We start from the raw sequence: 21,049 nt of genomic DNA, 5'->3' as shown, positions 1-21,049 counted from the left end.
ACCAGCTCGTGCAGCCCGTCTGTGTCGGCGGTGACGATCTCGGGGGCGTCAAAGGGTTCCAGTGCCAGCCTGTTTACCGCCCTGCGGCATTCCTTCCTCCAGAGGCGAGCGAGTCGGCCAGCCGCACCCCGGGACTGAAGCGGCGCTGCTCGGTCAGGGTGACGCAGGCTAACCTGATGCTGTTCCCACGCCATGACCGCTTCCGCCTACCAGTTGCCCTCAGACGTTAGGAGCCCTCGGCTGTGCCCCCCACTCTGTATCGCGACACTGGCTACACGCTCCGGCACCTGATTGAGAACATCGAAGGCGGTCGTATCGGATTACCAGACATTCAGCGCCCCTTCGTCTGGTCTGCGGCAAAGACCCGCGATCTCTTCGACTCGATGTATCGGGGCTACCCGATCGGCACCCTGATGTTCTGGGAGACCGGCGCTGAGGTGGGGACACGGCAGATCGGGACGGAAGTCGGTGATCGCGCACCGCAGTTGTTGGTCGTTGACGGGCAGCAGCGGCTCACGGCCCTGTTCGCTGTCCTCACCGGACACAAGATCGTCACTAAGTCTTTCGACGAGATCAACGTTCGTATCGCGTTCCATCCGGAGGATCAGACGTTCGAGGTCACGGACGCGGCGATCGAGCGTAACGCCCACTTCATTCCGGACATCACCGCGCTCTGGGCCCAAGGTGGTTACAAGCCCACTGTCCGGCAGTTCTTCCAACGGCTCGAACAGGCCAGCGGCGAACCCCTGTCGGACGCTGCCAAGGATGAGCTCGAAGAACGCGTAGACAGGGTTCGGGACCTGCACGAGTTCCGCTTCCAGGTTGTGGAGCTGGGTGCCTCGGCCAGCGAGGAGCAGGTCGCCGACATCTTCGTGCGCATCAACTCCGAGGGCGTGAAGCTCAACCAGTCCGACTTCATCCTCACCCTGATGTCAGTGCACTGGGAGAAGGGCCGCCGTCAGCTCGAAGATTTCTGTCGTGGTGCGGTGGTCGCAGGACCTCCCGGGCCAAGCCCTCGAAACGCCTTCCTGGACCCCAGTCCTGACCAACTGCTGCGCGTAGCCGTTGCTGTTGCCTTCCGGCGCGCCCGGCTGCAGCACGTCTACAGCGTCCTGCGAGGAAAGGACCTCGAAACCGGCAAGGTCACCGCCGCTCGACGGCAGGAGCAGTTCGACCGGCTCGCCCAAGCACACACAAAGGTCCTGGACCTGGCCAGCTGGCACGAGTTCTTCCAGTGCGTCACGGCGGCCGGCTTCCGCAGTCGGAAGATGATCACCTCCGACAACGCCCTTCTGTACAGCTACGCGATCTGGCTGATCGGGCGCCACGACTTCGGACTGACGGTCGATGAACTCCGTCCCGTGATCGGACGGTGGTTCTTCATGGCGCACACCACCGGTCGGTACTCCAACTCGCCCGAGTCGCAGATGGAGTTCGACCTGGGACGGATCGGTAATCTGCCGCCAGGCGACGGCCGAGCCTTTACTGCGGAACTCGACCGGATCATCGCAGCGAACTTCACCGGCGACTACTGGGACATCTCCCTGCCGAACCGGCTGGACACATCCTCGTCGCGTTCACCGGTGCTGTTCGCCTACCAGGCGGCGCTCAACATCCTTGACGCCGAGCTGCTCTTTGGGAACCAGCGAATCCGTGATCTGCTGGACCCTTCGGTCCAGCCCGCCAAGGCTGTCGACCGAGACAACCTGTTCCACCGCAAGGTGCTCGCCAGATTTGGCATCACCGACCGACGCCAAGTCAATGCCATCGCCAACATGGCCTATGTGACGTGGCCGGCAGACGAACCGTCCAACACCGACGCACCACATGATTACTGGCCGAGAATCACGGACGCGATGGACCCGATGGTGCTTGAGCGGCAGGTGCGGTGGCACGCACTCCCCGTCGGCTGGCAGCAGCTCGACTATTTCACCTTCCTGGAACGGCGACGCCAGCTCATCGCCAAGGTCGTGCGGGAAGCGTTCGAAACCCTCACAGGGGAACGCCCCGCGTACGTCCCAACCACCCCGGCCGACATGATCGCCGCCGGCGAGTCCCAGGGCACCGAGTTCAAGGCCAGCGCTCGCTGGAACGTGCACACCCAACAGGCCGACAAGTCCCTACGGCACAATATCGTCAAGGCCGTCTGCGGCTTCCTCAACGGCGAGGGCGGAAACCTGTTCATCGGTGTCGCCGACGACGGAACCGTCCTCGGCATCGAGAACGACCTCACCACTCTGGAGTCCCAGGCCAGCGTCGACGGGTATGAGCTCTTCGTACGCCAACTCCTCGACAGCAGCCTGTCGGCCCCGACAGCGACCACCGTCCGCGTACGCTTCCCCGAGATTTCCGGCAAGGTCGTCTGCCAGATCAGCGTTGCTGCGGCAGGTAAGCCTGTGTTCGCCAAGCCCGCCAAGGGCGGTAACGGAGCCACCGACTTCTGGGTCCGGGTCGGCAACGCCACCAAGCAACTCCACGGCGATGACCTCCTGCGTTACCAGGAGGAGCACTGGGGATGAGCGTCCCTATGGCCGGCCCTCCGACCATAGGGGAATAACCTCGGGCCAATCCCTGGTTTGGACCACGGTCCAATCGCTGCCGGGAGCCTTGGGAGTCGCCGCCCGTCCCATCCCGCCCTCCCCGGTCCGGCCGAGCAGTTCGTCTCCACCCCGCTCGCAAGGGTCGTCGGGGCTGAGGGAGCGCGATGTGCACGAAGGGCCTCAAAATCGGCGGTCCGAGTGCCCGGGTAGCTCCGGCGGGATGCGGGGAGCCGGTCGACGAGGCCGGTGACGGTCTTGCGCTTGATCGCGAAGTGCTCGAAGTGTGCTCGGCCTCACCCGGCCAGACCGGCGTCGCTCTGTGCAATATCAGCAGGTGTGGGAAGGAGAGGCCGGCGCATGCACTGGTCATGACGCTCGTTTGACGCTCCGAGGATCTACTAGCCTCTCGAAGGGCCGAGAGACACCTTCTGACCTGGCTGTTTTTCGAATCTCTCTCGTGCAACCTGCTTCCGATGACGCACCACGTGGAGTGCGTGGCGATTCTCGAACCGGCCGCGAAGGGCTCTTGACCTGCGGTTCCGTGTGCGCGCCCACTTAGTCGCCCACACCGTTCGAAGGGGAGCGCTTCCGACGCCTGGCCGTGAGCAGCCGGAGCCAGGCGTCAGAATCCGGTGCGTCCGAAGACCCTCGGCCGTCTATGCGGCTGAGCGGCATACGGATCCGGCGGCCCTTCGGCCTCCATCATGCGGCGCGTGGCCGCCGCTCACCGGGTCAGATGCCGCAGTTCGCTCTCGTACAGTTCGACCGGGTCGAAGCCCATGCCGTTGAAGTGGCCTGCCAGCTCCAACGAGAGGATGCCGTGCAGGCGGGTCCAGAAGCGCAGCGCGCGGCGCAGGGCGGCGGGCGGCGCCGGGTGGTCGGCCGCCCACTGCCGGTGCTGGGCGAGGTGTGCTTCCAGGGGGGTGTCGGGGTCGTCGTCGGGAGGGGTGTCCGCGGCTGCGCCGGCCGGCTGAGCGGCGTTCAGCAGGGCATCCATGATCTCTGAGGCGATCAGGGTGATGTCGTCGGGCGCGTGGTAGCCGGGGACCGGTGTGCCGTAGACGAGGAAGTAGCGCTGGGGGTCGTCCAGCGCCCAGGCGCGCAGCGCCTGTCCCAGGCCCGCCAGATCCGCTCCCGACGCGGCGGCGGCGCGGATGGTGTCGGCGAGGCTGCGGTAGGCGTCCCGGACCAGCTCGGTGATCAGCTCGTCCCGACTGGCGAAGTACCGGTAGAGCGCGGGGCCGCTCATGCCCATCTGCTTGGCGATGGCGTTCAGTGACAGTCCCGGTGCGCCGGCGGTGGCGATCTGGTCCCAGGCGCGCTGCTTGATCTCGGCCCGCACCTGGGCGCGGTAGCGCTCGCGTGGTGTCGCCTTGTCCGCGACGGTCATGGGCTGTCCCTTCATCTGTTGATCACCGGCTGCTGAAGGTGGAGCTGAAGCCGGTAGAGGCGCCCGGTGCGGCCCCTTGGTTAGAGCCTATTACGAACGTTCTTGACCGTCACGCGTGAGGTCAGTTATAACTTCTAACGAAAGCGCCACCCGCTAACAACAGCTGGTGGGAGTCGATGGAGGTCGTGATGAACGCTGGAGCGATGGTCGAGGTCGTGCTGCCGGGCAAGGTGGAGCCCGAGGGCCTGCAGATACGGCAGGGGGCGGTCCCGAGCCCCGCTCCGGGCCAGGTCGTCGTGCGGATGGAGGCGACGGGTGTGTCCTTCGCCGAGCAGCAGATGCGCCGGGGCCGCTACTACGACCAGCCGCCCTTCCCGTTCGTCCCCGGATACGACCTCGTCGGCACCGTTTCGGCGACCGGCGACGGTGTCCCCGCGGGCCTGGCCGGCACCCGGGTGGCCGCACTGCTGAAGGTCGGCGGCTGGGCCAGCCACGTGGTCGTCGACGCCGCCGATGTGGTGCCGGTGCCGGACGGGATCGGCGCGGCGGAGGCGGAAACCGTGGTGATCAACGGCATCACGGCCTGGCAGATGCTGCACCGCAAGGCCCGCGTGCGAGCCGGGCAGACCGTCCTGGTGCACGGCGCCAACGGGGGAGTCGGCTCGGTCCTGGTCCAACTCGCCCGCGCCGCGGGCGCGCACGTGATCGGCACGGCTTCCGCCCGCCATCACGACGCCCTGCGCGCACAGGGGGTGACTCCGGTCGACTACCGCACCGAGGACATCCCCGCTCGTGTCCGCGAGCTGGCCCCGGGCGGAGTGGACGCCGTCTTCGACCACGTCGGAGGCCGCAGCATCATCGACTCCTGGCACCTCCTCGCGCCCGGCGGCACCCTCGTCTCCTACGGCAGCGCCTCCACCCGCGACGACGAGGGCTCCAAGCAGTGGCCCGTGCTCAAGCTGCTCGGCCGGGTGTGGCTGTGGAACACGCTGCCCAACGGCCGCCGCGCCTACTTCTTCAACGTCTGGGCCGGCCGCGCCCTCAGCCGCAACCGCTTCAGGGCCCGGCTGCGCGCCGACCTCACCGAGGTCTTCGAAGCGCTGCGGCGCGGCGAGATCACCGCCCGGATCGCCGCCGAACTGCCCCTCACCCAGGCCGCCGAGGCGATGCGCCTGGCCGAGTCCGGCACCGTCGCCGGAAAGGTCGTCCTGCACCCCTGACGACCCACGCGGACACCGTCGTACCCGCGGTCCCCTCCCCGCACGGTCCCCTCGTCACACGCGCCGCAGGCGCGTCCCCAGGAGAACAGCCCCATGCCCAGACTGCGCACCCACATCCGGCGCATCCTCACCGCCACCGTCGTCGCCACGGCCACCCTCGCCACCCCGGCCCAGGGCCGGGCGGTCACCCCGGCCACACCGACCACCCAGGCGAGCCGGATCCAGTGGACCGCCTGCTCCGACACCGAGTTCGAGGGACTGCAGTGCGGCACGCTGCGGGTCCCCGTCGACTACGCCCACCCACGCGCCGGCAGCCTCACCCTCGCCATGGTCCGCCGCCCCGCCGACGACCAGGCCCACCGCCGGGGCACCCTCCTGCTCAACGACGGAGCCGGCGGATCCTCGATCGAACAACTCCGCCTCGCCCTGCGCATCGGCTTCCCCGCGTTCGCCGGCGCCATGAGCCGCGACTTCGACCTGGTCGCCGTCGACCCGCGCGGAGTCGGACACAGTACGCCGATCCGCTGCACCCTCCCCCTCAAGCCCGCCGGCGTCACCCATTTCCCCGGCAGCCGGGCCGCGTTCGACACACTCGTGGCCCACAACCGCGCCTTCGCCGCCGACTGCCTCCGGCACAACGGCCCGTTGGTCGCCCACACGGACCTGACCAGCACCGCACGGGACTTCGAAGCCGTGCGCACCGGCCTCGGCGAGAAGCAGCTGAACTGGTACGGCATCCACTACAGCACCTTGCTCGGACGCACCTACGCCGACCTCTACCCCGGCCGACTGCGCACCATGGTCCTCGACACGGCGCTGGACGACACGACCACGCCCACCGAACGCATCCGCCGCGAAGCGGCCACAGCCGAGGAGGCGTTCGACCGCTTCACCGCCTGGTGCGCGGCAGCCACGGACTGCGCCCTGCACGGCAAGGACGCCGCGGCCGAGTACGACGCCCTCGTCGCCCGTGCCGACCGCGCCCCGATCCCCACCGCCGACGGCAGCCGGACACTGACCGGCGAGGACATCCGCACAGCCACCCAGGACTACCTGACCCTCTCCGGCGTCACCTGGCCCGCCCTCGCCCAGGCCGTCGTGAAGGCCCAGGCGGGCGACGCGACCGACTTCACCTACGAACCCGACGACACCCTCGACCCCGTCCAGGTCCACGTCCCCGCCTGCCTGGACAGCGCACGCCCGGTGGCGACGTTCGACCAGCTCACCCGCCTGCGCCAGGACCTTGACCGGATCTCCCCGCACCTGGGTGGCGCCGTACGCTCCTGGACCGCCCTCACCGGCTGCCTCGGCTGGCCGGTCCCCGCTCAGCCCGTCCGGGCCGGGGCCCCCGTCCACGGCGCGCCCCCCGCGCTGATCGTTCAGTCCACCCACCAGGCGCTCGCTCCGCACAGCGCGGGCCTCGCCATGGCGGCCCAGCTGCCCGGCAGCGTCGTCCTCAGCCGCGAAGGCGACGACTACAGCATGTTCCTGCTCTCGCAGTGCGTGCGCGATGCCACCAACCGCTACCTGACCACGCGCTCTCTGCCCGCCCCCGGCACCACCTGCGCCGACTGACACCCCGGCCCGACCGCACCTCCGTGCGCCACCGCCGTTCGTCTCACTGACCAGCGAGGAGTCCTCATGACCGCCACCGCCCGCAACCGCATGCGTCTGCTCGTCCCCGCCGCCCTGGCAGCTCTGGCCGTCAGCGCCACGACCGCCGCGGCGTCCGCCCCGTCCGCCGCACCCACCGCTCACTCGGCCACGGCGCAGAACCACCGGACCGCCGCCAAGAAGCCGAAAGCGATGCTCGATGCGTGGCTGCGCCTGTGGAACGGCGACTACACCCAGGCCCCGCGCATCATCTCGCCGGACTTCACCGTCCACGCCGCCCTCCTCGACGGAGGCGACGGCAGCAGCATCCGCGGCGCGGACGGCCTGGTGGCCTGGATATCCCAGACCCGCGCCGCCTTCCCCGACCTGCGCTTCTCCGTGCAGATCGACCCTCTGGTCGACGGAGACCACGCCTCCGTACGGTGGACCGCCACCGGCACCTACGCCGGCGGCTTCCCCGGAGCCGATGCCCGGCCCGGCACCGTCGTCGGCTTCACCGGCACCGACACGCTGCGCATGGAGAACGGCAAGTTCGTCGAGTACTGGCTGAACTCCGACACCCTCCAGCTCCTCACCCAGCTCCACGCCCTGTAAGCACCCTCTGGAGCACAGCAGTTGGCCGCCCTCACCGACCGTTTGGCGGGTGAGGGCGGCCAACTGCTGTGCGTGCGTCCGGGGATGGGGCGGTGGGGTCAGCTGTTCTGTGCGGGGACCTGCTTGATGTCGTCGACTATGGCGCGTTGCGTGATGGCGCTGGTGAAGAGGATGGTTCCGGGCTTGATGAGGTGCTCCGGGCCGTCGGCCTTGCCGACCTGGATGGTTCGCTTGCCGAGGAAGACGTGGGTGTTCTTGTCGAAGATCCATTCCTCTCGCTGACCGCTCGTGTCGTCCAGCCGGGCGACCGCGGTGCCGTGGCGGCCGACCGCGTCGACGGCGTCGTTGACGGTGACGACACCCGGGATCTTCGCAGCGGCCTTGAACAGGGCCTTGGTCAGGGCGGGCGGCGGGTAGGACTCGCCGAGCAGGTCGCCGATGGTCGTGAAGGCTTCCTGGTCGGGTGAGTTCCCGTGTCCCGCGGTCTCCTTGTAGATCTTCGCGAGGAGGGCGTCGGGGTCGGTGGGGAGCTTGGCCAGGTAGTCGTAGGAGGGGTGGTTGAGGCCCGCGACGGGGGTGTTGCCCTGCTCGTCTGGGAGGCTGAGGGTCTCTCCTTCGGGGCTGTCGTTGACGGCGGGGTCGATGAGCCAGCCCTTGGTCCCGTCGGGGGAGTACCACACCTGGCGGTCGTGGAGGGCGTGGCTGGCGAGGCTGGTGTTGTCGTGGTCGGTCCTGACGAAGGTGTCGGCCGTCTTGGACGCGATGTAGATGTACTGGCCCGGCCTGGGGGTGGGGTGGGCATCCCGTGCCGTGGTCAGGGAGGCCTGGTCCAGCAGTCGGGTGACCCCGTGGGGGCTGGTGGCGCCGATCTCGGTGGTCAGCGCCGGTCCGGTGGCCAGCCGGACGGGGCCGTTCCCGCTTCCGCCGCCGGTCAGCGCTGTTCCGGCGATGACGGTCGCGGCGACGGCGGCCGCCAGGGCGGGCAGCGCGATCGCGGGACGGGACAGCCGCAGGCGTCGGGGCGTGGTGGCGCGGGGGGCTTCCTGGGTGCGCTGTGTCTGCTCGATGTAGGCCATCAGGCGCTCCTTGTGGTGCTCGTGGCGGCCCGTCGGCAGGTCACGCGCAGTGCGGGAGAGCAGCTGTGCGGCTTCCTGGCGAGTGCCCGGGCTGTGCCGGGGCGTGTTCGCGCTCATCGGTTTCCCTCCTGGGCGGGCCGGGTGGTGGTGATGCGGTCACCTGGTATCTGTCGGCCGGCCACCCCGGCTTCCCGTCTGCTCCCGACTTTTTCGGATCCCCCCGCACTTCCGGCCCGCGCCGCGTACCGAACGCTTTCACCCGTCACGCGCGGACCGTCCATCGCGGCACTGTCGCGCTGTTCGAGCTCGACGTCCGTGAGAGTGCGTAGCTTCCGGCGGGCCCGTGACAGCCGCGAGGCGACCGTACCCACGGGGATCCCGAGCGCTTTCGCCGCCGCCTCGTAGTCGAGCCCCTCTCCCAGGCAGAGAGCGACGACCTCGCGCTCCGCCCTGCGCAACGCGCCGAGAGCCCGGAGAGCGGCCGCCAGCTCGCGCTGGTCGTCGATCCGGGTCGTGACCGCGTCGGCGTGGTCGGGGAGGGGCAGCTCGGCAGCAGCGGTGGCCAACGCCGCCCGGCGATACCGCCGGTTGCTGCGCATCTGGTTGCGGGCGATGTTGGTGGCGATGCCGAGCAGCCACGGCCGCAGCGAGTCCCCCTCGGCATCGATCCTGTCGCGTAGCCGCCAGGCCTCCATGAAGGTCGTGGCCATGACGTCCTCGGCCGTCGACCAGTCGGCGGTCAGCCGGAAGGCGTGGTTGTAGACGCCGCGGGCATGACTGTCGAACAACTCGGCGAACGCGGCCGGTTCCCCAGCCCGTAGTCGGGCGCGCATTTCAATGCTCACCTCTATGAGCTGTCTGTCCCCTGGCCCGACTTCCCGTGACCTGCCTCACATGCCGTTGCCGTGTCCGCCGCTCACCGTATCGACGGCGGCCTCGCCCCGGGCCACACCCCTGTCCTTCGTACAGTCCCGGGCAGGCCGGTCTCCTGTTTTCCGCAGTGCACTCAGCAATGCACTCAAGGGTGTGCCTTCTCGTACAGCGCGCGGGTGATCGCCAGCCACGTCTCCTTCGGCAGTGACGGGATCCGGTCCTCCTCCGTGTCGATGAGGAGTTCCTGGAGGATCCGGTGGTCGGCCGGGGCGTCGGAGGAGGCGATCGAGCTGAGGTACCTGGTGAGCCGAAGGCTCTCGGTCTTCGTGGTCCGGGGTTCGACGAGCCAGCTGAAGAACCAGCGGATCATGCGGGCGGTGCGCTGGGTGTGGAGGTCCGTCGCGTACGGGTCCGAGGGGTCGGGGGGGTCGGTGATCCGGAAGTCGATCGCCAGGAGCCTGGTGAGCAGGTCGCGGGCCGACTCCTCCGTCGGGACGGCGGGTGGGAGGTACCCGAGGACGATGTTCTGGGCGGCGTACGGCAGGGGTTCCCGCAGGAGGGTCAGAAGGTCCTCGTGGTGGGTGTGGGCCAGACGTTCCTCCGCCTTGTGCCGCAGATCGGCGGCGTGCCCCGCACGGTTCGTCGCGCAGGTCAGGTCCTCGGCCAGCGCTCGGATCTGCGACATGTCCATACGGGTCCGGCGGCCCTTGTGCACCCGGAATTTCGAGACCGCCGATCGTCCCATGACCGGCTGGTCGAACAACTCCGGCAACGCCTCGGCCCTGAGGGCGCGTTGGTGGTCCGGCGTCAGCCAGTCGGTGATCGCCCTGATCGCCGGGGCGGCCTTCGCGGAGCCCGGGCCGGCCCCCGTGGCGTGGCCCGTCGCCTGGCGGGCGATGGGCGCGTCCACCCGTGGGGAGAACTCGAGTGGCAGGTTCGGTGTCAGCGGGTGCGGTGTCAGCGGGTGCGATGGTGGTGGGTTCGGTGGTGGTGGGTTCGGTGGTGGTGGGTTCGGCGATGGCGGGTTCGGGGGTGGCGGGTACAGGGGCGGGGTGCTCGGCGGCTCCGGGTATTCGTAGTGGATCCCCTGCCCCGACCGTGTGGAGTGGGTGCGCTGCCCCGGCTCCACGGACCGCCCCGAGATGTACGTCCCCTGTGGCGTCGCAGACGTCGATCCGTCCGGTGACGACGCCGACGACAAGGTCTCCGTGCCGTTCCACTGCACTTCCGTCGCTTCGACTGGGCCTTCCCCCTGCGCCCCGGGTGGCTGATGGCGCCACTCCGGCGGTGAGGTCCAGCTCACGGCGGGTGCGGGTGCGGGTGCGGAGGTGTGGCGGGCCGGCGGACGCGCACGCGACTCGTCCTGGGTGACGGGCTGTTGTGGCGGTGGCGGCTCCTGGGCCCGGTCCGGGGCTCGGGCCGGCGGTGGGGAGAGCACGGGGACGGAACCCGTGTCCGTGGTGTCCGGGACCTCGTACCTGGCGGGCCACACTTCGCGGAGCCGGGCGTGGAACCGCCGGTGGACGGGGTCGCTCGTGTTCGGGTCGGTGTCCAGCAGACGTCGGTACTTGACGCCGGGCCAGTGCAGGTAGTGGTCCACGAGTGTGGCGGCGAGTTCGGCGGCCAGGTCCGTGCCGGGGTCCAGCAGGTCGATCCGGCGCAGACGGCTGTCCTCGGTGGGGGAGACACGCCAGGCCGGTACGAACACCACCCGATACGCCTGGTCGTCCATCGTGTCGAAGGTGGCGAACTGCCAGCTTCCCGAGCCCCGGTCCAGCGAGGAGCCGAAGATCCACCACAGGCCCCACAGCACCAGGAGCGCCGGCTCCGGCAACTCCTGGACGGGGGACACGGATCGGTGCTCCTGGGCCTGGGCGTGCGCCGTGGCCAGGGAATCGTCCAGTTCGCCCACGAGAGCCGACAGGCGGGCCCCCGGGGTGCGCAGGAACTGGGCCACCAGACAGAGCAGCGGCCGCCGCACCAGCCGTACGTTCTCCCACATGCGGTCCCGCATGTGATTGGCCAGGGCGTTGAGCCGTTCGCGCGGCATCGGCTCGATCCGCCCCGTCACCCGGTCGGCCCAGCCGCGCTCCGCCCAGGGGACCGCGCCCAGGCTGACGCAGTACAGCGGCACCAGCAGCTTCGCCGGCCCCAGCAGCGCATGGCACACCGTGCTGTCGCGCCCCTGGGCGTCGGAGCCCGGGGTACGGCGGACGAGGAGGACGCGGCCGCCGGGGAGGATGTGCCGGACCAGGCTGGGGCGCTGTTCGCCGCCCATCACGCGGAGGACGGGGCCGAGCCGGTCGGCGAGTGCGCGGGCCTCGGACTCGGGGCAGGAGTAGGCGACCGCGGCGATCCCCGCGCCCCGGTGGCCGAGGTTGCCGGCCCAGCGGAACACGACCTGGTGCACCCGGTCGTCGGGTGCGGCCGTGTCGCCGGGCCGGCCGGGCTGCGTCCGGGTCACAGGCCCACCGCCGCCGGTCCGTCCTCGGCGCCGTCGTCGAGCAGCCCGCACATGGCCAGCACCGAGACCAGTGGCTCCAGCACCCGCAACGGCCGGGTGCCGTGCGGGAATCGGCCCTCGTGGTCGTGGCTGCCGGTGGCCGAGGCGAAGTGCAGGGTGCAGCGCAGCACACTGTCGAAGGGGCTGACCCACGCCTGCCCGGTGTGGTGGCGCAGGAACGCGTACGCGTCCCGGCTCTCGGCCGCGAACCGCTCGGCCAGCCGCCGTTCCGGTGGGGGTTCGCCCAGCCAGCGGTCCACAGGCGGTTCGAACCGCACCAGATCGCTCTTGTTGATGACGACGGCCGCCGCCACCCCGAGATACTGCCCGCCGGCGCGCGGCAGCCGGTCCAGCACGGTCTGGAAGGCCGGATCGCCGCCCCGGGTGTAGCCGAGGTCGCCCCGCAGCGGGTCCAGATACGGCATCGGCAGCGCCCGCAGCGGATCCACCACGAAGATCAGCGCGTCCACGCCCACCATGAACCGGGTGAGCGCGTCCGTGCGGCGCAGGTCCTCACCGGCCAGGTCGAAGAACGCCACCGGCCGGGCCGGCCCGTCCGGGCGGCTCAGCAGCAGCGCGTCGACGAACGCGGCGAACTCACCGGCACTGCGGGTGTGCTCCAGCATCGTCCCCGACCGCAGCCGCTCCACTCGCTCGGTCATGAACGTCTGGTGGTCCTGCGGGTTCACCGACTGCATCTGCAGCCCGTACCGCTTCAGACCGCCGTCGGCGATCTCGGCGATCATCTGGGTGAGCAGATGCGTCTTGCCGGTGGCCGAGTCCCCGACCATCGCCACGGTCAGCGGACTGCCGTTGGTCAGGTACGGCACCGGGATGTAATGGGCCTGCTGCCCCTCGGAGTTGCCGCACCGCTGATAGGCGGAGCGAAGGGTGTCGGCCAGACGCAGCGGACTGATCCGCCGGTCCACGCGCAGCTCCTCGAAGAGCTGCTTGTCGTTGCGGGCGAACAACTGCTGCTCGTCGTAGGAGATGATCTCCAGGCAGTACGGGCAGAGGATCTCCTGGGCGGTGGCGCCCGGCGGCATCGGAACGGTCATCGGCGGGTGTCTCCTTCGGACCGGCTCCCGCCGGGCTCGTTCGTCCCGGAGGTACGGCCTCCGCTGATCCAGGTGCGCAGCCGGCCGCGCTCGCGGGCCGGATACTCGTAGCCGGTGAACTGCGCCGGCGGCGCCTCGGCGTAGCGGGGCCTGTCCGCGCCGTACCCGCCCGGGTCCACGGTGTGTTGCCGCTCCGGCAGATACGGGGTGTGCGCCGGGGGAGGCGGGGCGAGGGAGGCGTGCTTGCGGCGCCGGATCTCGTCGAACTCCCGCCGGTGGTGCTCCAGCGGGTCGGGCAGCAGCACGCCCGCCGCCTCGGCGGCCACCTCCGGCACCAGGGTGCGCAACAGCGCGTCCGGCGTCGGCCGGTCCTGGGCGTGGCGGGCGAACACCTGGCCCAGGGTCTCGGTCACCGACCGCTGCGCGCCGAGGTCGGCGGGCGGACCGTCGGCGTTCCCCGGCCGACCGGTGACCAGGTGGTACATCACCTGCGCCACGCTCCACAGCGCGTCCCGTGCCTCCGTCGTGCCCACCCCGGCCCGCTGCTCGGGCGAGGCGTAGGGCGGGATGCCGTACGGCACCCGAGGACGCCCGTCCCGCACCACCGAGCCCAGGTCCCAGACCTGCACGCCCTGCGGGTCCCGGCGGACGGCGCCCGGCACGATGCCCCGGTGCACCAGGCCGACCGCCTCCATCAGCCGTACCGCCAGCACGAGATCGCGCTCCACGGCCCGCTGCTCACCGATCGACACCCGCTCGGTCGGCCCGGACAGCGGGCGTCCGCGCGGTACGGCGTACAGCACGAACGGCGTCGGCGTGTTGACGTCGTAGCCGACCGGCGTCGGGAAGAGGCCGCCGAAGCGGGTGCCCGCGTACGCGCGGTGCAGCGCCAGCGCGGCGGTGATCTCCGCCTGGAGCAGGGTGTACGCCTCCCGGTCCGCGCCCGCCTCCTGCGGCAGCCGGACCTGGAAGCCCTGCCAGCCGTCCTCGAAGCGGACCGGCCGGGCCAGCGCGGGCGGCCGGACCAGACGCGGTCGGTCCGGCCCGAACCTGGCCCGCACCCGGTGCGTCACGCCCTGCGGCGAGACGAACGAGAACTCCACGGCAGGCTGCCGGGACGCGGCGGGGCCGGTGCCGGGCTCCCGGCCGGTGTGCTCGCGTGGCCGCACCCGCTCCGCTCGGTCGCCCTCCGCGCCGGGGACGGGGTCCTGACGGTCGGTCGGCCGCGGGTGGGCCGCCGCGTACGGCTCCGGCGCCGGCCCGAACCGGTCCGGGCGCGGTGCGGGCCGGTGGTCGTTCACCATGACTTCCCCACTGTGTTGGTCCGTGCGCCCGGGGCGCGGTCGGTCGTCGTCGTACGGATACGGTTCACCGCTGCGCCCATTCCTCGCCCGGGTCCGGGGCGGTTCCGGTCGTGCCGCGGTCGGGGCCGGGGAGCGGGCCGTCGTCGACCCAGGTGCGCACGCGCACGTTCTCCACCACACCGGCACGCAGCGGGACCAGCCGTAGCGTGCCGGCGAAGCGGCCGGACGCCGTCCACACCATCGCGGCCGGTACGCCGTCGGGGCCGGGCCCGCCCGCACGCACCTCCACCTCGGGCCGTACGGCCTGCGGGGCGAACGCGATGGACCGCGCCTCGGCCGGGTCCCGGCTGAGCAGCGAGAGCTGCGCCGGGGGACACAGCAGCAGTGGCCTGCCCTGCTCCGAGCCGGTGTCGAGCACGTCCCGGACCCGCTGCACCCCGATGCCCAGCAGCGCCGAGGCGTCTGCCCGAACCCGGTCCTGCCGGGCGTAGGGCGGGGCGGGCACCACCCCGTTGTCGCGCAGGCGCAGCCCGGCCGCCGCGATGGCCCGGGACACGGCGGCCTCCAGCGTGGTCGGCGCCCCGCCCGCGGGCCCGGCACCGCCCGCGCCGCCGTCGGAGCCGGTGTGGTCGCGCAGCGCGGCAACCGTCGCGTCTGCCAGATCCGCCACGAGGGTCGGCACCAGGTCGGGGCCGCCCTCGCCCGAGCCCCGGAGCAGCCACGGCGGGTCCACCCGGGGGAGATGCCGGTCGCGGCCACCGGGCACGCCGGCCGACGCGCCGACCGGCGGGTCGTCGGGCCAGTCGGCCTCCGGCCAGGACGAGTCCGGCCCCGACGGGTCCTGGCCCTGCGGTTTCTGCCCGGGGGAGTACTGCTCCGCCGGGGCCGGGTGCGACGCGTACCGGCGCGGTCCGACCGTCTGTGACGCTTGCGGCTCCGCCGCGTACGGCGGTGATGAGGCCTGCGGCTCCGCCGCGTACGGCGGTGCGCCGTTCGGGGATGCCCCGTACGCTTCCGTCACCCAGCCCTGTGCCGCCTCCGCCCGCGACGGGGCCTGCCAGGCGGCGGGGGCCTCCTGGCCGTCGTCCGCCCAGGACGACTCGTCCCAGCCGGGGTCGGACCAGCCGTCCGCAGCGGCCGCTGCCCCGCCCGAGGTGTGCGGCGGGCCGGACACCGGGTGTCCCGCATCTGCCTCGACCGCCGCGCCCCGCAGCACCGCCGCGAGCGTCCGGGCGCGGTCCGCGCACCGGGTGCGCTCCTCGGCCGCCCACCACTGCCGGCGCAGCGCGTCCGCCAGGACGGCGTCCACCCGGGCCAGGCACGGCCCGAGTTCGGAGGTGCCGGTCGCCTCCCACCAGTCGGCCACGCCCCGGCGCCACCAGGCCCCGACGCACAGAGCCGCGCCGAGCACCCCGATCAGCACACCCCCGAGCACCAGCTCGCGCGGGACGCTCACCAGCACGGACAGACCGAACCCGGCACCCGCGCCGGCCGCCAGCGCGACGGCGCGGGCCGCCTCCGCCCGGTGCACCCGGCCGCCCGCCGCCCGGCCCGGCCGGACCGCGCCGGCCAGCGCGCCGCCGAGCAGGAACACCGCCGCGGGCAGCAGCGCGAGCAGCGTGCCGGGCCACGGCGCGAGCGCGGAGACCAAGGCGGCCAGCGCCGCCGGCACCAGCTGCCCCGCGCGGGCACGGGCGAAGTACAGCGGCACCGCCGCCGACATCCGCCCCAGTGACTCCTTCGGGCACGCCCGCTCCAGATCCCGCAGCCGCGCGGCGGACGGCACCGGGGCGACCCGTTCGGCGAGCGCCGTCAGCCGGGCCGCGACCGCGCGCAGGGGCAGCCCCGAGGCCAGCCAGCGCGCGGTGCAGCGCTGCAGCCCCTCGTCCGAGTCGCCGCCGCGCGACCGGCGTCCCCACGTCTCCTCCGGCAGCGCCACGCCCCCGTCGGCGAGCCGGGCCAGTGCGTCGCCGTGCGGGACACCGGGCGAGCCGCTGTCCCGCAGCACCCGGGCCACCACGTCCCGGTACCGGTGCAGCGATTCCACCGCCCGTGCCAGCGCGGAGGGCACGCCGTCCGCGACCCGTCGTCCCGTCAAAAGCGCCCGTGCGGCGCCCAGTTCGGTCCGGGAAGCGGCAAGGGCGTCCACGGCCCGCACGCAGGCGGCGCGGGCGGCGTCCACCGGGCCGTCCGGACGCAGCAGCGCCGTCACCGGGCGTTCCGGCCCCGGACCGAGCAACTCCGCCAGTCCCCGCGGGAGATCCTGCCCGGCGGGCAGGACAGCGACCGGTACCTCGCCCCCTGCGAACCGGGCCAGCGCGCCGGTCCACGCGCTGTCCCGCGCGTCCGGCGTCAGGTCGTGCTCCAGCACCCGCAGCGACAGGGTGGCCACCGACACCGGGGCGTCGTGCAGTTCGGACAGCACCCGGTCGAAGATCTCCCGCACCCGCAGCAGATCGGTCAGCGCGACGAGCGCCGCCTCCGTCTCCCCGGCCGGGTCGGCGGTGCGCGGATCGTGCCCCGCCCGCGGATCGGGTGCCCACAGCACCCCCGTACGGGAGGACTGCAGCACGGACGCCAGCCGCAGCCGACGCCCACCCTCCACCGGGCGGCCCTCCGCGTACGACGCCTCCCGGTGGACCGGATCCGGGTACGACAGGGCCTCGTCCGGCACGTCCGAGGGCGGCGGGCCCGTGGACCGCCGCCGCTCCAGGTCGCCGACGACCAGGCAGAGCAGGCTGACCGCGCCCAGCGTCGGCGAGGCGGCCACCAGTTCGTACGCCTCCGCGTGCGCCGTCAGCCCGTCCGGCTCGTCCACGACCAGGAACCGCAGGTTCCCGGCGCCGGCCCGGCCGCTGTCCGGCAGCCGCCCGCCCACCAGGCGCCGCAGATCGGCGCCGTCCCCGGGCACGTCCCGGCCGTCCCGGAAGTCGAGTACGACGACCGGGCATTCCATGGCGTTCACGCGTGCCTCTCCCAGCTTTCGCGGGCGTCGTCGCCCTCGCCGTCGGACGTGATCTCCTCGTCGGGCCAGTCGGCGTCGCCGTCCGCGTCCGAGATGCCCCACGGCGCGGTGGAACCGGCGCCGGGCCAGCCCGGGTCCTGTTCGGCGGCGGGGGGGAAGGGCGGGTACTCCGGCGCCCGAGCGGGCGCCGGCCCCGGCGTGGGCCACCCGGCCGGCGCCTGCCCCACCGTGGGCCGGCCGGCAGGCGGCACCGGCCGGACCCGGCCCGGGTCCGCCGGCGCCGCCCGGCCCGCCTCCTGGCGCGGGCGCTCCGCCGGAACGGCGCCGGCCGGAGGAGGGGTGTCCGGCCAGTGCCGGGTGCGCTCGTCGTGCTGGGCCGGCGACGGCCACCGCATGTCCCCGTCGCCGCCGTGCCGGGCGGCGGGCACCTCACCGGCGGGGGCGGACGGCCCACCTCCCGGCCGGCTGCCGGAACCCGGCGCGCCGTCGGCGCCCGGCCTGCCGTGCGCGGGCACGTCCCAGCCGTCGGCGCGCCGGGGCCCGGCGCCGCGTGCCACGCCGTAGGGATCGGCGGACGGCCCGCCGTTCGCCGGGCCGGGGCGCTGCGGACGCTCGGCGGGACGCTGCTCCCAGGACCGGTCCCAGGCCCGCGCCTGCGACCCGTCCGAGGCCCGGTCGGAGGCCCACCCCTCCCCGGCCTCCGGGTGCAGCGGGTCCTCGCCCGCGCCCCGGCTCTCGCGGACCCACTCCTCCAGCTCGCGCAGGGTCGGGTGGGCGCGGTTCTCGCCCTCCGGGAAGGGCAGGTCGAGCGCGTCGGGGAGGGTCTCCGCCCAGAATTCGCGCAACCGGCGCGTCCAGTCGGTCACCCGCGCGCCGTAACGCCGTTCCCGCTCGTCCAGCAGCCGCAGCTGACGCGGCGCCACCTCGTGGACCAGCTTCAGATACAGCTCCGAGGGCTCGCTTCCCGAGGTGCCCAGCCCGCGCGGCAACGTGTTCATCACCACCTTGCAGTAGCTCTGCACGATGTTCTCCTCCGCCAGCAGCGCCCAACGCTCGTACGCCCGCAGCAGCCCGGCCCAGCTGGAGATGCCGTCCTGGAAGTCGGTGAGCGCCAACTGGATGCCGAGCGCGTCCTGGCCGGCGTCGTCGTGCAGCCGGATGCGCAGCCGCTGCGGGGACGCCGGGTCGCCCTGGTAGTCGATCTGGCCGTTCCACAGCGCGCACAGCAGCCGGTTGAGGATGTGCGCCCGGTCGTCGGGCGTGCTGGCCAGCCAGTCGTCGCGGTACCCGAGCCGCTGCCGCCAGCGCAGCACGTCCTCGTCGCGGCGGCTTTCCTGCGCCCTGGCCCACTGGCGCAGCACCTTGCGGGCCTCCGGCACCTCGGTGAGGCTCATCTCGCTGCGGAAGAGCACCACGGAGATCGAGTCGGTGTCCACGGCCCGGTACTCGATGGTCCGCTGGCTGTCCTGGGGCAGCCGCAGGTGATCCTCCAGGTAGGTGTCCACGGCCATCCGGCGCGAGCCCGGGTAGGTGATGAGGATCTTCAGCCGCCCGTTGCCCTCCGGGGTGAACGCGGCCGGCAGCAGACCGGCCAGCTTGTGCCGGAACTGCACCAGCGCCCGCGTGCTGACCTGCTGGGCAGCCTCGGTGTCGCCCGCCTCGGCGGCCAGCAGCGTGCTCATCCTGGGCAGCAGCGCGCGGGCCTGCCGTCCGTCCGGACGCTCGGAGAACAGCCGCTGCACCCGGTGCTTGAACGCGGCCTTCACCTCCGACACGGCCGCGTCGGGGGAGTGCCGGGAGGCGGCGAAGGCGCTGCGGCGCAGATCGGCGTCGACCAGCTTGTGCAGCAGCGCGGCCTCGTCGCCGTTGGGCCCGAGCTGGTGGCTCTCCACCAGACGCTCCATCAGCGCCTGGTAGAAGCGGCCCAGGTTGCCCTGCGGGGGCAGCAGGTAGGAGACGCCGGCGCGGTCGTCGTACAGCTCCTTGACCTGCGCGGCGTGCGTCCGCGGCTGGTCGTCCACGTGCTTGCGGAATGCGTCGGTGATCCCGTCCACGTCGTTGCGCAGCAGGTTCGCGGCCTGCCGCCAGCGGGGTTCGTGCTCGCTCCAGGCGCGGTGCCAGATCGTGTGGGCCCGCCACTTGTACCAGCGGTCCTGCGCCTCCAGCGCGACGGCCACCTCGTCGTCCGTCCAGCGCAGCCGGGGCCCGACCACCCGGCCCTTGATCCTCGGCACCTGCGGCGGCTGCGCCTCGACCCCGCTGGGCCGCGCCGGGTCCTGCCGGCAGCGGTCGAGCATGCCCAGGAAGCCCAGCCGGGCCGCCGTGCTGGTCTCACCCGGCACGCCCGACACCACCCGGCCGAGCGTGAAGAGGTCGGTCTTCGACAGCAGTTGCTCGGCCGCCGCGCGTGGTGAGAAGCCGTCCACCAGCATGGGCATGCGGTGCGCCACCTGCCGTTCCAGGTCGGCCAGCAACCGCCGCATCTCATCCAGCCGGTCCTGCAGCGCGGACTCGATCTCGCCGCTGCCGCGCGGCAGCGGGTTCGGCGCGGCCACCTCCAGCCGCTCCCGCCGCCACAGCTCGCCCAGCCCGGCGGCGGTGAACATCTCCCGGACCAGCGGCGCCGTCGCATGCGGTACGGCGGCGGAGGCGTCGGTCAGCCCGGTCACCGCGTGGGCCAGCATCTTGGCCGCGACCAGCTCGGCCAGCTCGTCCAGCGGCGCCGTCATCGACGCGACCAGGCTGGTGGAGATGCCCTTGCGGCCGATTCCGGTCGCGGAGCGGGTCCGGCGGCTGATGTCGCCGTTGACGAAGTTGCTGGCGAAGGTCTGGTAGTCGTCGTCGCGTCCGCCGCCCTTGGCCTCGCCCAGGTTCAGGTCGGTGCCGACCAGGGACACCACCAGGGAGACGATGGAGCGGCGCAGGTCGTCGGGGCGGATGCCGGCCGTCTGGCTGAACAGGAACGCGGTGGGCACGGTGCCCGGCCGCAGCGACACCGGGTGGGTCTGCGGGTAGCGGATGCGCAGCGACTCCTGGAGGTCCACGTCGCCCAGTTCGGCCTCCGCGTCCGGCGCGTTCTGCTCGTCCACCAGCCGGGACAGGTCCACCACCGCGCGGGCGGCGTTGAGTTCGGCCTCCCGGCCGCCGCCCTTGGCCTCGGGGAACGCCGACGGCATGACCACCAGCGGATAGATCCGCGCACCCCGGAACTTCTTGTCCTTGAACGCCTGCCCGATCAGGTGCAGGTAGTCGAGGAAGATGCCCGCGCCGGTCCCGCCGGCCACCGAGAACGCCACGAACACGTCGCAGCCGTTGATGCTGTCGCCGCCCACCTCCTGCAGTTCCCCACCGGACCCGGCGATCGCGTCGATGGCCCGGTGCAGCGGGGTCAGCACCGGCGCGGGACCGTTGGCGAGGGTGGCGAACAGGGCGGCGCGGCCCACCGTGGGCAGCTGGCCGGCACCGTTGCGCAGCGGATTGATCTTGGGTTCGCCGCCGTGCGGCGGCAGCCAGTCGGACACCTCGTCGCGCAGCAGCGCGCGCAGCATCCGGGTCACCTCGGGTGAACTGTCGTAGTCGGCGGGCAGCAGGTCGTGCGTGGCGCGCGAGGTGCGGCTGTAGGCCTGCCGCAGCGCGGTGTCCGCGCTCAGGTGCGGCAGCCGGTGCAGTTCCGCCTCGCTGTAGTCGGCGTACACGAACTGCAGGCAACCGGGCAGCTCGTGGGGCAGCCGGCCGTTGGCGGTGAGGGCGGTGCCGTCCGGGCCGCAGAGTTCGGCGCGCAGCCGTCGCTCCAGTTCGGCGCCGATCAGGCCGCCCGTGCCGCCGAGGCCGACGAACAGCATCGGCTGGAAGATCTTCATCGCTTCGATTCCCCCCTGTCCGGTGCATGTGCACCGGGCGTTCGATGGGCCC

At 72.4% G+C, this 21,049-nt stretch carries 12 protein-coding genes; 4 read left to right on the top strand and 8 right to left on the bottom strand.

Annotated features, from left to right (window positions below; genetic code table 11):
* Window positions 1-242 precede the first annotated feature (242 nt).
* The gene (locus IE308_RS08285) at window positions 243-2,519 is read left to right on the top strand and encodes a GmrSD restriction endonuclease domain-containing protein (RefSeq protein WP_190217199.1); all 2,277 of its coding nucleotides are present in this window, start codon (window positions 243-245) and stop codon (window positions 2,517-2,519) included.
* A gap of 745 nt (window positions 2,520-3,264) precedes the next feature.
* Here the strand turns inward: IE308_RS08285 and IE308_RS08280 are convergent.
* Window positions 3,265-3,930 carry a TetR/AcrR family transcriptional regulator gene (locus tag IE308_RS08280; RefSeq protein WP_190217198.1) on the bottom strand — a complete coding sequence of 222 codons (666 nt, stop codon included), beginning with the start codon at window positions 3,928-3,930 and terminating at the stop codon, window positions 3,265-3,267.
* A gap of 188 nt (window positions 3,931-4,118) precedes the next feature.
* On the opposite strand from IE308_RS08280, the gene IE308_RS08275 reads away from it, so the two are divergent.
* The 3 genes from IE308_RS08275 (at window position 4,119) to IE308_RS08265 (ending at window position 7,358) form a co-directional block, all read left to right on the top strand.
* Complete coding sequence (locus IE308_RS08275; RefSeq protein ID WP_190217197.1) at window positions 4,119-5,150, top strand: medium chain dehydrogenase/reductase family protein; 1,032 nt, start codon at window positions 4,119-4,121, stop codon at window positions 5,148-5,150.
* A 93-nt stretch (window positions 5,151-5,243) separates the two neighbouring features.
* Window positions 5,244-6,725, top strand: coding sequence for an alpha/beta fold hydrolase (locus IE308_RS08270; RefSeq protein WP_229908729.1), 1,482 nt, complete (start codon window positions 5,244-5,246; stop codon window positions 6,723-6,725).
* 66 nt (window positions 6,726-6,791) lie between these two features.
* On the top strand, window positions 6,792-7,358 hold the full coding sequence (locus IE308_RS08265; protein ID WP_229908728.1) for an ester cyclase: 567 nt from the start codon (window positions 6,792-6,794) through the stop codon (window positions 7,356-7,358).
* 98 nt (window positions 7,359-7,456) lie between these two features.
* Here the strand turns inward: IE308_RS08265 and IE308_RS08260 are convergent, their stop codons facing one another.
* The 7 genes from IE308_RS08260 to IE308_RS08230 form a co-directional block, all read right to left on the bottom strand.
* Window positions 7,457-8,551, bottom strand: coding sequence for a CU044_5270 family protein (locus IE308_RS08260; protein WP_190217196.1), 1,095 nt, complete (start codon window positions 8,549-8,551; stop codon window positions 7,457-7,459).
* On the bottom strand, window positions 8,548-9,267 hold the full coding sequence (locus tag IE308_RS08255; protein WP_190217412.1) for an RNA polymerase sigma factor: 720 nt from the start codon (window positions 9,265-9,267) through the stop codon (window positions 8,548-8,550). Before IE308_RS08255 ends, IE308_RS08260 begins: the two co-directional genes overlap by 4 nt.
* A gap of 185 nt (window positions 9,268-9,452) precedes the next feature.
* On the bottom strand, window positions 9,453-11,771 hold the full coding sequence (locus tag IE308_RS08250; RefSeq protein WP_190217195.1) for a hypothetical protein: 2,319 nt from the start codon (window positions 11,769-11,771) through the stop codon (window positions 9,453-9,455).
* Window positions 11,768-12,868 carry a hypothetical protein gene (locus IE308_RS08245; RefSeq protein WP_190217194.1) on the bottom strand — a complete coding sequence of 367 codons (1,101 nt, stop codon included), beginning with the start codon at window positions 12,866-12,868 and terminating at the stop codon, window positions 11,768-11,770. The genes IE308_RS08250 and IE308_RS08245 overlap by 4 nt, the downstream gene beginning before the upstream one ends.
* Window positions 12,865-14,172 (bottom strand): hypothetical protein, encoded by a 1,308-nt coding sequence (locus IE308_RS08240; RefSeq protein ID WP_190217193.1) that lies wholly within the window; start codon window positions 14,170-14,172, stop codon window positions 12,865-12,867. The genes IE308_RS08245 and IE308_RS08240 overlap by 4 nt, the downstream gene beginning before the upstream one ends.
* A 64-nt stretch (window positions 14,173-14,236) precedes the next feature.
* A complete protein-coding gene (locus tag IE308_RS08235; RefSeq protein WP_190217192.1) occupies window positions 14,237-17,137 on the bottom strand; it encodes a hypothetical protein in 2,901 nt (966 codons plus the stop codon).
* The gene (locus IE308_RS08230; RefSeq protein ID WP_190217191.1) at window positions 17,134-20,997 is read right to left on the bottom strand and encodes a tubulin-like doman-containing protein; all 3,864 of its coding nucleotides are present in this window, start codon (window positions 20,995-20,997) and stop codon (window positions 17,134-17,136) included. Before IE308_RS08230 ends, IE308_RS08235 begins: the two co-directional genes overlap by 4 nt.
* Window positions 20,998-21,049 lie beyond the last annotated feature (52 nt).

The sequence above is a fragment of the Streptomyces griseosporeus genome (assembly GCF_014656055.1).
Classification (GTDB): Bacteria; Actinomycetota; Actinomycetes; order Streptomycetales; family Streptomycetaceae; genus Streptomyces; species Streptomyces griseosporeus.
The sequence above is the reverse complement of the archived record's forward strand: the minus strand, read 5'-3'. Positions and strand labels throughout refer to the sequence as shown.

What these genes read in the sequence shown, in the direction of transcription:
- IE308_RS08280 (WP_190217198.1), bottom strand. Translation starts at nt 3,930, where the DNA reads ATGACCGTCGCGGACAAGGCGACACCACGCGAGCGCTACCGCGCCCAG.
- IE308_RS08230 (WP_190217191.1), bottom strand. Translation starts at nt 20,997, where the DNA reads ATGAAGATCTTCCAGCCGATGCTGTTCGTCGGCCTCGGCGGCACGGGC.
- IE308_RS08255 (WP_190217412.1), bottom strand. Translation starts at nt 9,267, where the DNA reads ATGCGCGCCCGACTACGGGCTGGGGAACCGGCCGCGTTCGCCGAGTTG.
- IE308_RS08240 (WP_190217193.1), bottom strand. Translation starts at nt 14,172, where the DNA reads ATGGTGAACGACCACCGGCCCGCACCGCGCCCGGACCGGTTCGGGCCG.
- IE308_RS08245 (WP_190217194.1), bottom strand. Translation starts at nt 12,868, where the DNA reads ATGACCGTTCCGATGCCGCCGGGCGCCACCGCCCAGGAGATCCTCTGC.
- IE308_RS08265 (WP_229908728.1), top strand. Translation starts at nt 6,792, where the DNA reads ATGACCGCCACCGCCCGCAACCGCATGCGTCTGCTCGTCCCCGCCGCC.
- IE308_RS08275 (WP_190217197.1), top strand. Translation starts at nt 4,119, where the DNA reads ATGAACGCTGGAGCGATGGTCGAGGTCGTGCTGCCGGGCAAGGTGGAG.
- IE308_RS08260 (WP_190217196.1), bottom strand. Translation starts at nt 8,551, where the DNA reads ATGAGCGCGAACACGCCCCGGCACAGCCCGGGCACTCGCCAGGAAGCC.
- IE308_RS08270 (WP_229908729.1), top strand. Translation starts at nt 5,244, where the DNA reads ATGCCCAGACTGCGCACCCACATCCGGCGCATCCTCACCGCCACCGTC.